The organism is Croceibacterium aestuarii (assembly GCF_030657335.1).
GTDB classification, from domain to species: Bacteria; Pseudomonadota; Alphaproteobacteria; order Sphingomonadales; family Sphingomonadaceae; genus Croceibacterium_B; species Croceibacterium_B aestuarii.
Genome location: NZ_CP131039.1, coordinates 2,967,961 through 2,977,844 on the forward strand (window position 1 = coordinate 2,967,961; position 9,884 = coordinate 2,977,844).

Sequence of the window (9,884 nt, forward strand, 5' to 3'; positions counted from 1 at the left end):
TTGAATGGATAGGTTTGCCGAAGGGTCCCGCCTCCGTCCGCCCAATCGGCACCCAAACGTCAGAACAACTTGCGGAACTCCACGCTGAACGTGCGGCCGAGCGGATCGAGCAGTAGCGGCTGGTAGCGCAGCGGGGTGTCGCCGTTTCCGTCGGTCACCCGCTGGTGAGCATCGGTCAGGTTGTCGACGCTGAAGGAGACCCGGGTGCCCTTGAGGAAGGGCACCTTCTCGACCAGCTTCTCCTTGCGGCCGAGGTCGGCGAAAAGCCGCAAATCGAGCGTGAACAGATCGCCGAAATAGAGATCGGTGCTGCCCGGTAGCCCGCTGCCGTCGACCCGCGTCTTGCCGCTGTACTTGCCGCGGAGGCGCAGGCCCATCCCGTTGTAGAACGCCCCGCCGTTCACCTCGAAGCTGTTCTTCGACACGCCGCCGCCGGTCAGGGCATCGCCGTCGAGGAGATCCAGCAGCGGCCCGCCCGGCGCGATCAGAACTGTGTTGTCGAGTTCGCGGGTGTAGTTCACCGACAGGTTCCAGCGGCCGAAGTTACCGCCGCGGCCTCTCCCGAAAGGTACGCCTGGGGCCGCGGCGGCGCCTTGGCGCTGGCCGCCGCCACTGCCTGCGCCCGGTTGGCTCGATTGCCCGCCCGGAGCTGCCTCTCCGCCCTGCGCTGGGCCGCCGGCGGCAAACTGCGCCGGATCCGCAGCGCAGACGCGTTGCTGCAGCTGGGCGACGCGCTCGGCATCGGGTGTGACCCCGTCGGGGCCCATGAGCCGTTGACGGAATTGTTCGGGCAGGACCGAAAGGTCCGGCTCGGCCTTGGCTTTGCCGTCCTCGCAGAAGGCTGCCTGCAGGCGCTGGAAACCCTCCCGGTTGAATGCCTGCCCGGGGCCGCCTTGCCCATTCGCGCCGCACATGCGCTGGCGCATCTCGGCGAGCCGCGCGGGATCGGGATTGCCGTCGGCGCCCTTGAGCCGTTGCTGCATCTGCTCCGGGAGACCCGAGATGTCCGGCGCTCCGCCGCCCTCGGCGCAGAGCTGTTCGCGGAATTTCTGGAACGCCTCGCGGTTGAAGGTGCCCCCGCCGCCTGCGCCCTGCTGGCCTCCGAACAGGAAGGGCGGAGGACCGCCGCCGCCCGGACCGCCTCGACCGGCGGGCGCTGCGCCGCCTCCCGAACCGCCGGGTCCGGCACGGCCGCCCGAACCGCCGCCGCCACGCTCGCCGGGTTCCGGGCGCTGGCCGATGCGGCCGGAAAGATTGAGCCCCGCGCGGATGCGCGACGAGCGCTGCTCAGCGAAAGTCACCGGTCGTTGGTCCAGGGCGACCAGATTGCCGGCTCCGTCGCGCGTCACACGGCCGGGGAATGCGGCCTCTATCGCCGGGGTCAGAACCGGGAAAGACGCGGTCACGTCGTTCGAGCGGTTGCGGAAATATTCGATGGATACGGTCGAGCGGTCGAACAGCGGCAGGTCGTAGAACGCGCCGAACCGGAGATCGCGCTGCGTCTCGCGCCGAAGGTCCGGATTGCCGCCGCTCGTCACTTGCGCCAGCACGGTGCGGTTGTTGGCAAAATCGTACACCGGCACATTGAAGGTCGTGATTGCCGGCGCTCCGAGCTGGCTGAGCCCCGGCGCGGCATCGCGCACGATCCGCGTCGCCTGGAGAGACAGTTTCTCGAACGGGCTCCAGGTGAGCCCCGCGGTCCAGTCGGTCAGAGTGCCGAAATCCGAAAGGTGGTCGGCCCCGGCGCTGAACGTCGCGGTCAGGTCGCCCAGAAAGGCGAGCACCTCGTAGTCGCGGCTGGCAATCGGCACCGAGACGTTGACGCCGCCGTTGAGATTGCCGCGCGTCAACTTCGTCTGGGGCAGTGCAGTGCGCGTGTCGTCGCTCTTGATGCGGTCCCAGTCGAACCCGGCGTCGAGCGTCACCGCGAGATCGCCTGCCGGCAACGTGAGGGGCTGGCCGATGGCCGTGAACTTGGCGCTGGCGTTGTCGGAGATGCTGTTTGCGGTGTCGAAACCGGGCGAAGCGAACGAGGAAATCGGGTCGTCGAGTCCGAAGGTCCCGGCGAGTGCCGCAGCCTGCAGAGCCGCGGTATCGGCGCGCCTGTCGATCTTGGTCGTCGTATCGTTGCGGCTGGCGTCGAGCGTGGCGGTCAGCTGCCAGTCGCCGGCATTGGCGTTCAGCGTCGCTCCCAGCGCCGCGTTGTCGGTGCGCGAGCGGCGCGCCAGCGGATCGTCCGCGCCGAAGATGCGCAGGCGGCTATCGCCAACCGGATCGACCAGCAGCACGGTGTTGAGACCCGACAGCGAAGTGCTGTCATTGCGACTGAGAGTTCCGTTCAGGCTGAGTGAAGCCCCGGCATCGCCAAGCCCGCGGGTCCAGTTGGCGGTCAGCTGGTAGGTCTGCGCGTCAGCCACCAATGTCCGGTAGGGCGCCTGATCGGGATCGCCGGGTGCGGCCGGGACGATGGTCTGGACGATACCGCGCTCGGCTTCGGTCAGTGGGCTGGTATCGGTGACATCGAGGTCGAGATTGAGACGGCTCGCCCCATCGATCCTGAGCAGGGTCGCGTCGGCTTCCTTGGTCGAGGTCCCGCCGCGATCGGGCTGGCTGTACTGGAGTTCGAGCTCCTTGCTCGAAAAATTCTCCTTGAGGATGAAGTTGATGACCCGCTGGTCGGGCGGATAGCCGTATTTCTGTGCCACTTCCTCGGGAAGGATCTCGACCTTCTTGATAGCCTCGGGCGGGAACGAACGCATTTCGCGAAACGAGGACACGCGCAGGCCGTTGAGCAGGAAGACCGGGCGGCCAGCGCCGCGCCCACGGCCGCTGCCGGTTTCGCTCGACAGGGCGGCGACGAGGTCTGCCAGCGACCCGGCGCCGTAGGAAGCGATGTCCTCCTCGTTCAGCTCGACGATCGCCGGTTGCGGAGCGTCGACCTGGCCGCGCAGCGATCCCGCGATGACCAGGATCTCGTTCTCGGACAGGTCCTGCTGCTGCTCCGGGGTCATCTGCTCGACGCCGTCTTGGGCCTTGCCGACAGTCGTCGAATCCGCGGCCGGTGCGGGCGTCGAATCCTGCGCAAAGGCAGGTGTGCTCAGGGCAACGGCAAGGGCGGCGAGGCTAGTGGCGGGATGCAGTCGCAAGCGCGGATATCCTTCGAATACACGTGTACAAGCCCCCGGCGCGCTATTTGGAGAAACCCACCATTCTCACAAGCGCAGTTCGGGTAATAAAGTGTCGCAAGTGTATCGCGCCCTAACGACCTGCCGCGGCGAGGCTTCCATTTTGGCGCAGGCACGGGTATGGGCGCGGCCACCAGAGACAAGGCAACGGAACTACGAACTATATGGCGAAAGAAGAACTCCTCGAAATGCGCGGAAAGGTGGTCGAGCTGCTGCCCAACGCGATGTTCCGGGTTGAGCTCGAAAACGGCCATCAGATCATCGGACATACCGCCGGCAAGATGCGCAAGAACCGGATCCGCGTGCTCGTCGCCGACGAAGTCCTTGTCGAACTGACGCCCTACGACCTGACCAAGGGCCGCATCACCTACCGCTTCATGCCCGGCCGGGGCGGCCCGGGCCCGCAATAAGCGGCGGGCGGCGCTTGGACGCCCCCTCCCTGATCCTCGCGTCGGCCAGTCCGAGGCGTCTCGAACTGCTCGCGCGGCTCGGCGTCGAGCCCGTGCGAGCGAGCGGCGCGGATATCGACGAGACGCCGCTGAAGGGCGAACTGCCGCGAGACTATGCCGAGCGCATGGCCCGCGAGAAGGCGGCAGCAGCGAAAGAGGGAGAGGCTTTCGTGCTGGCCGGCGACACCGTCGTCGCAGTCGGCCGGCGCATCCTGCCTAAGGCCGAAGACGAAGCAACGGCGCGCCGTTGCCTTGAACTGCTCTCTGGAAGGCGCCACCGCGTCCTGTCCGCTATCGCCCTGCGCGCGCCCGACGGCGGCCTGCGCGAAAGGCTGAGCGAGACGCAAGTTCGCTTCAAGCGGCTCTCCGAGGAAGAGATCGCCGCGTACCTCGCCGGAGGCGAGTGGCATGGCAAGGCTGGCGGCTATGCCATTCAGGGCAGCGCCGAAGGACTGATCGCGTGGATTTCCGGGAGCCACTCCGGCGTGGTGGGCTTGCCGCTGTTCGAAACCCGGGCGCTGCTACGCGCAGCAGGCTTCGCCATTGGCTGAGTGGCTGATCGAAGAAGGGATCGGCGAGCACCGCGCGCTGCTCGTCGAGGACGGAGACGCAATCGCTGCCAAGCTCGACTGGCCCGGCGGCCTGGCAGCCGGATTGGTCGCGGACGCGAAGCTTTTGCACTACGAACCGGCCCGGTGCCGCGGGACGGCGCTTTTCCCCGGCGGCGAAGAAGCGCTAGTTGCGCGCTTGCCGGCCGGCAGCCGTGAGGGCGCCACCATGCGTCTTGAAGTGACCCGCCCGGCAATGGCCGAGCGGGGCCGTTTCAAGCGCGCGCAGGCGCGGCCATGCGGTGCAGAGCCCCGTCCTGTCGCAAGTCTGGCGGTGGCGCTGGGAGGAAAGGTCGTACGCGCGTTCCCCGCGGGTCTGTGGGAAGAGGTGTGGGCGCAGGCCTGGTCCGGCGAAGCAACCTTTCCGGGGGGCAACCTTACCATCTCCCCGACCCCGGCACTAACCGCGATCGATGTCGACGGCGCGCTAGCCCCCGCACAGCTCGCGCGCGCCGCCGTACCGGCGATCGCCTCGGTGCTGCGCCGGTTGGATCTTGGCGGCTCGATCGCCATCGATTTTCCCGCCTTGCCCGACAAGGCCGAGCGCCGCGCGGTCGACGCGCAACTGGCTGCTGCGCTCGACGGCTGGCCGCACGAGCGCACAGCGATGAACGGCTTCGGCCTGGTGCACATCGTCGCGCGGCTCGAGCGTCCATCCCTGCTCCATCGGCTCGCGCTGCACCGCGCCGCCGCTGCGGCAAGGATGCTGCTGCGGCGCGCCGGACAGGTCGCCGACCCGGGAACGCTGCTGCTCACTGCCCATCCCGCCGTGGTGGCGCAGACCAGCGCGGAATGGCTCGACGAACTCGCCCGCCGCAGCGGCCGGAACGTGAGCATTTCTCAAGACCCCGGACTTGCACTCGACGGCGGCTTCGCGCAGGCGCTGACGGCATGACCAAGTCCAGACCCTGCCCGATCTGTCGCAAGCCGCGCAGCGAAGAGTTTGCTCCGTTCTGTTCGGCGCGGTGCCGCGACCGCGACCTCGCCAGCTGGTTCAACGAAGGTTACGCAATACCGGGCCCGGCCGTAGAGCCAGAAGACGAGCTACGCGACGAGGACTGATTACGCCCGGCCCCCGCTTCCTGGACGGCGGACGGATTACCCCCTTGCAAAGCACGCCGGCGCCCGCCATAGGCGCGCTTCCAACCGCTCGCGGGCCGGTTTTCCGGCCCTTGCTGCAGCGATGCCCGGGTAGCTCAGTTGGTAGAGCACACGACTGAAAATCGTGGTGTCGGTGGTTCGAACCCGCCCCCGGGCACCATATTCTCGATAGCTCGAGCGGCGGCCAAGCCACAGTGGCAAGCCGCTGCCCGCACTACATCTCCAGCAGCTCACGCTGCCTTCATGGCGGCGTCGGCGTCGACCTCACCGCCGGTCGTTTCGAGATCGAGCGCATAGCGCCGGGCCAGCACGAGGTCGCCGCCGCGCGCCCGGCACCGGGTCGGGCGTACCTCGCCGGTTTCGCGGAAGCCGAGCTTGCGCAGCACGCGGCCCGAGGCCGGATTGTCGAGATAATGCCCGGCCACGAGCTTGCGATGTCCGATTGCGCGCGAAACCTCGATCATTGCTCTGCCTGCTTCGCTTGCATACCCGCGACCCCAGTGCGCGCGGGCGATCCAATAGCCCAGCTCGGCCCCGCCCTCTTCCTCGTGGAGGCCGATGCAGCCGATCACGGGCGCACCGGAGGCATCCGGCAGGGTAATGAGGAAGCGCGGCTCTTTGGCGGGCACGTCGCGGGCACAGAATTGCTCTGCATCGGCCATGCGATAGGGCCACGGCGCGCGCGACAGCATCGCCACGACACCGGCATCGCAGATTCCGTCGTACACCGCCCTGGAATCCTCCGGGAAGGCGGGCCGCAGGAACAGCCTCTCACTCCGGTAGAACATCGCACTTACTCCCTCGTGCCGACGCGCCCTTGCCTGAGGGACGTGACGGTCTTGTTGCGAGGGAGACTAAAAAAGGGAGACGGGTCTGGCCCCATCTCCCTCGACTGGCCGGAGTTCTTGCCTCCGGCGGGGCCATCCCGGTGGATGACCCCTTTATCGGTTCATCCGGTTATTCGGCGGCGGCTGCCATCATGTCGACCGATACGTACTTGCGACCGAGCTCACCGTCGTGGAAGCGCACGCGACCGGCTTCGAGCGCAAACAGGGTGTGGTCCTTGCCGATGCCGACGTTGGCACCCGGATAGAACTTGGTCCCGCGCTGGCGCACGATAATGTTGCCCGGAATCACTTCCTGGCTGCCGAACTTCTTCACGCCGAGGCGACGGCCGGCCGAATCGCGACCGTTACGCGACGAACCGCCTGCTTTCTTGTGTGCCATCTCGTCTTACTCCGTACTCGGCTTGATTACTTCTTGGCCGCCGGCTTCTTCGCCGGGGCCTTCTTCGCGGCGGGCTTCTCGTCCGCTGCTTCCTTCTTCGGCGCGGCAGCCTTCTTGGCCGCCGGCTTGGTTTCGTCGGCCTTGGCGGCGGTCGCGGCCTTCTTGACCGGCTCCGCCTTCTGCGCCTTGTCTTCCTTCGCGGTGTCGACGCCCTTGGCCGGGCTGTCCTTCTGCGCTTCGTGGTCCGCCTTCTTGGAGACCTTCACCGGGGCCTCGTCCTTCTTGGGGGCAGCCTTCTCCACCTTCGAATCGCCGACCTGGACGATGCGCAGCAGGGTCATCTGCTGGCGGTGCCCGGCCTTGCGGCGATAGTTGTGCCGGCGGCGCTTCTTGAACACCGTGACCTTCTCGCTCTTCGCCTGGGCGATGATCTCGGCCGCGACCTTGACCTTGGCCGCGTCCTTCATATCGCCGCCGTCGCCGGCGAGCAGGACGTCGCCCAGCTCGACGGTGTCACCGGCTTCGCCAGCCAGCTTCTCGACCGCGATCTTGTCTCCGGCGGAAACGCGATATTGCTTACCGCCCGTGCGCACTACTGCGAACATGGTTCACCTAATCCGTTCGTATCGACTGCCTTCACACCCCACATAGGAAAACGCGCGGCGCAAACGACAAAAAGGGCACCCAACCGGGTGCCGGAAAGAGCGCAGCCGTTAGGCGAAGAGGCTCGCGCTGTCAACGCCCGCGGGACGGGAATTTCGCCCGATCGTGCTGGAAAGCAGGGCCGCGTGGCGCTAGGTGCCTCGGCGATGGTCAAACGCGTCGCTCCTGCTCTCCTTGCCATAGCCCTGGCCGCCTGCGCCAGCCCGCAAGGCACCTATCCCAGCCTCGCGGTGCGCGATGCGGAGCGAGCCACCGGCACGTTGCAACGGCCCGAGCGCTATGTGCCCGCCCCGCCTTCCGCAGCGGCCATGAACGACGTCGAAAACCTGGTCGAGCAGGCGCATGCCGCTTTCGAGTCGTACCGCGACAAGCTCGACGGAGTGCGCCGTGCGGTGCTGGCTGCGCGCGGCGCAGAGGTCGGCAGCGACGCCTGGGCGCGCGCCAGTGTCGCCATTGCCGGTCTCGAGACCGAGCGCAGTCGCACGATGGTGCCGCTGGCCGACATCGACCGGATGCTGGTCGCGGCGGCGACAGAAGGCGCCCGGACCGCGGAGTTCAAGGACGCGCAGGCGCTGATCGGCGAGATGGTGGATTTCGAGACCGCCGGGATCGACGAGATCCGCAGCGCCCTGCGCTGAGAAAAAGGAGCGCGGGCCACGTGGACCCGCGCCAGGGGAGGAGCTTGTGAGCGAGCGGAGGGCCACGGCGGTGCTGTGCCCCGATTGCTTGCCGCGATAATGGTGATCGCCGCGCCGACCTGCATTGACCGGAGTCAATCTCGCCCCGTCGCCTCGCTCCAGCGCGCGAGGTCGGCGTGGTCCTCTGCGCGCGGTTCGATCCAGTGCCATGTCCCGCCGCGCTTCTCGCGCTTCCAGAACCAGGCGTCGGACTTGAGATGGTCCATCGCGAAGTCGACCGCCTCGATCGCAGCGCGGCGGTGCCGAGCCGCTGCGGCGACGAGCACGATCGGCGCGCCCGGACGCATGTAGCCGACCCGGTGATGGATCAGCAGCCCGTCGAGCGGCCAGCGGCCGGCCGTCTGGGCGGCGAGCGCGCGCATCCCCGGCAGCGTGAGCGGTTCGTAATGGCTCAGTTTGAGCACCTGCACCAAGTCGTCGGGCCGCACCTTGCCGACGAAGCTGGCGATGCCGCCCGCCTCGGGATGGGCCTTGGCGAACAGGCCGAGCGCTTTGCCGGGCGAGAAGCCCTTGTCGAGCAGGCGGACGTCGGGGTCCAAGTCAGCCTCCCGAAACGGGCGGCAGCAGCGCGACCTCATCGCCGTCGCCGGCATCGAGGGTGTGCTTGTCGGCAAGGACCGTCCCGTTGAGCGCGAGCCGGACCTTGTCGCCCTCTATCGCCTCGGCGAGGTCCGCATCGAGGCCTTCGACAAGCGAGCCCCAGTCGAGCGGCGCGTCGACCTCCATCTCGGGCGCACCCGCGAGGTCGGCCAGCTTGCCGAGGAAGACCAGCTTCACGCCCATGCTCAGCCCCCGGTGAGCGACATGTGCCGCGGCTGGGCCGGGGCAGCACCTTCCTCGATGCGGAAATGGTGCCGTTCAGGCTTGATGCGCATGGCCTCGTCGAGCGCTTCGGCGAGGTTCGCATCGGGCGCATCGGAGCGCAGCGCGGCGCGCAGATCGACCTTCTCCGCCCCGCCGAGGCAGGCGTAGAGTTCGCCCGTGGCCGTCACGCGGATGCGGTTGCACCCGGCGCAGAAGTTGTTGGTCAGCGGGGTTATCAGGCCGACCCGCCCGCCCGTTTCGGCCACGTCCCAGTAGCGCGCCGGGCCGCCGCTGTTGTGGCCCGAAGGAGTCAGCGTCCAGCGCGCGTCGAGCACGTCCTTGATCGCGGTCAGCGGCAGGTAGTGATCGACGCGGTCGCCCTCGATCTCGCCAAGCGGCATGACCTCGATCAGGGTGATCTCGTGCCCCATCGCGTGGGCCCATTCGACGAGGAACGGTATCTCCTCCTCGTTCAGCCCCTTGAGCGCCACGGTGTTGAGCTTGACCTTGAGCCCCGCCTCCTTCGCCGCGGCGATCCCGCGCAGCACCTGCACCAGCCGGTCGCGGCGGCTCAGCTGCTGGAACAACTCCCCGTCCATCGTGTCGAGCGAGACGTTGATGCGCCGCACGCCGGCCACGAACAGGTCGGCAGCGAATTTCTCCAGCTGGGTGCCGTTGGTGGTCAGCGTCAGCTCGTCGAGCCCGTCCCCGAGCTTGCGGCCGACCGCGCGGACCAGTTCGATCATGTCGCGGCGGACGAGCGGTTCGCCGCCGGTCAGGCGGATCTTGGTGATCCCGCGGTCGATGAAGGCGAGCGCGAGCTTGTGCAGCTCTTCGAGGCTGAGGACGTCCTTGCGCGGCAGGAACTGCATCGCCTCGGGCATGCAGTAGGTGCAGCGCAGGTCGCAGCGATCGGTCACCGACAGGCGCAGGTAGCTGATCCGCCGGTTGAACGCATCGACGAGGGGTTTGTCGCAGCTCATGGCGCCATTGTGGAGGCGGCGGCGGGGAAGTTCAAACGCATTTGGCCTTGGGCAGCGATTCGTTCAGCTTTCAGCGCGTTCCTGCTGACGAAGGTGACAGACATGGACCGGGTGTTACACGATCCAGGACGAAAAAACTCGCCCTCGCGCAGATTGGCGTGCGGAC

Annotated in this window: 12 protein-coding genes and 1 tRNA gene; 6 read left to right on the forward strand and 7 right to left on the reverse strand. The window is 67.6% G+C overall.

The window, feature by feature from the left end; genetic code table 11:
- Positions 1-59: 59 nt before the first annotated feature.
- Positions 60-3,146, reverse strand: coding sequence for a porin family protein (locus Q7I88_RS14680; protein ID WP_305096653.1), 3,087 nt, complete (start codon positions 3,144-3,146; stop codon positions 60-62).
- Positions 3,147-3,349: 203 nt separating this feature from the next.
- On the opposite strand from Q7I88_RS14680, the gene infA reads away from it, so the two are divergent.
- From infA to Q7I88_RS14705, 5 genes are all read left to right on the forward strand, one after another.
- The gene (gene infA, locus Q7I88_RS14685) at positions 3,350-3,595 is read left to right on the forward strand and encodes a translation initiation factor IF-1 (protein ID WP_159795785.1); all 246 of its coding nucleotides are present in this window, start codon (positions 3,350-3,352) and stop codon (positions 3,593-3,595) included.
- Between the two features lie 14 nt (positions 3,596-3,609).
- Positions 3,610-4,185, forward strand: a complete 576-nt coding sequence (locus Q7I88_RS14690; protein ID WP_305096654.1) for a Maf family protein — start codon at positions 3,610-3,612, stop codon at positions 4,183-4,185.
- Entirely contained in the window at positions 4,178-5,137 is a 960-nt protein-coding gene (locus Q7I88_RS14695) for a ribonuclease E/G (RefSeq protein WP_305096655.1), read from the forward strand. The genes Q7I88_RS14690 and Q7I88_RS14695 overlap by 8 nt, the downstream gene beginning before the upstream one ends.
- Positions 5,134-5,304 carry a DNA gyrase inhibitor YacG gene (locus Q7I88_RS14700; RefSeq protein ID WP_305096656.1) on the forward strand — a complete coding sequence of 57 codons (171 nt, stop codon included), beginning with the start codon at positions 5,134-5,136 and terminating at the stop codon, positions 5,302-5,304. The genes Q7I88_RS14695 and Q7I88_RS14700 overlap by 4 nt, the downstream gene beginning before the upstream one ends.
- Positions 5,305-5,427: 123 nt before the next feature.
- Positions 5,428-5,503: transfer RNA gene (locus Q7I88_RS14705), tRNA-Phe, on the forward strand.
- Between the two features lie 70 nt (positions 5,504-5,573).
- Here the strand turns inward: Q7I88_RS14705 and Q7I88_RS14710 are convergent.
- The 3 genes from Q7I88_RS14710 to rplU form a co-directional block, all read right to left on the reverse strand.
- Positions 5,574-6,131 carry a GNAT family N-acetyltransferase gene (locus Q7I88_RS14710; protein ID WP_305096657.1) on the reverse strand — a complete coding sequence of 186 codons (558 nt, stop codon included), beginning with the start codon at positions 6,129-6,131 and terminating at the stop codon, positions 5,574-5,576.
- Positions 6,132-6,300: 169 nt separating this feature from the next.
- Positions 6,301-6,570: a 50S ribosomal protein L27 gene (gene rpmA / locus Q7I88_RS14715; protein WP_305096658.1), complete on the reverse strand. Its 270-nt coding sequence runs from the start codon at positions 6,568-6,570 to the stop codon at positions 6,301-6,303.
- A gap of 26 nt (positions 6,571-6,596) precedes the next feature.
- A complete protein-coding gene (gene rplU, locus Q7I88_RS14720; protein WP_305096659.1) occupies positions 6,597-7,175 on the reverse strand; it encodes a 50S ribosomal protein L21 in 579 nt (192 codons plus the stop codon).
- A 183-nt stretch (positions 7,176-7,358) separates the two neighbouring features.
- Between rplU and Q7I88_RS14725 the strand changes: the two genes are divergently transcribed.
- The gene (locus Q7I88_RS14725) at positions 7,359-7,871 is read left to right on the forward strand and encodes a hypothetical protein (protein WP_305096660.1); all 513 of its coding nucleotides are present in this window, start codon (positions 7,359-7,361) and stop codon (positions 7,869-7,871) included.
- Positions 7,872-8,005: 134 nt separating this feature from the next.
- Here the strand turns inward: Q7I88_RS14725 and Q7I88_RS14730 are convergent, their stop codons facing one another.
- The 3 genes from Q7I88_RS14730 to moaA are packed head-to-tail and all read right to left on the reverse strand — an operon-like array spanning position 8,006 to position 9,718.
- Positions 8,006-8,509 (reverse strand): molybdenum cofactor biosynthesis protein MoaE, encoded by a 504-nt coding sequence (locus tag Q7I88_RS14730; RefSeq protein WP_305096661.1) that lies wholly within the window; start codon positions 8,507-8,509, stop codon positions 8,006-8,008.
- Positions 8,472-8,714, reverse strand: coding sequence for a MoaD/ThiS family protein (locus Q7I88_RS14735; protein WP_305096662.1), 243 nt, complete (start codon positions 8,712-8,714; stop codon positions 8,472-8,474). Before Q7I88_RS14735 ends, Q7I88_RS14730 begins: the two co-directional genes overlap by 38 nt.
- A gap of 2 nt (positions 8,715-8,716) precedes the next feature.
- On the reverse strand, positions 8,717-9,718 hold the full coding sequence (gene moaA / locus Q7I88_RS14740; protein ID WP_305096663.1) for a GTP 3',8-cyclase MoaA: 1,002 nt from the start codon (positions 9,716-9,718) through the stop codon (positions 8,717-8,719).
- Between the last annotated feature and the right edge of the window lie 166 nt (positions 9,719-9,884).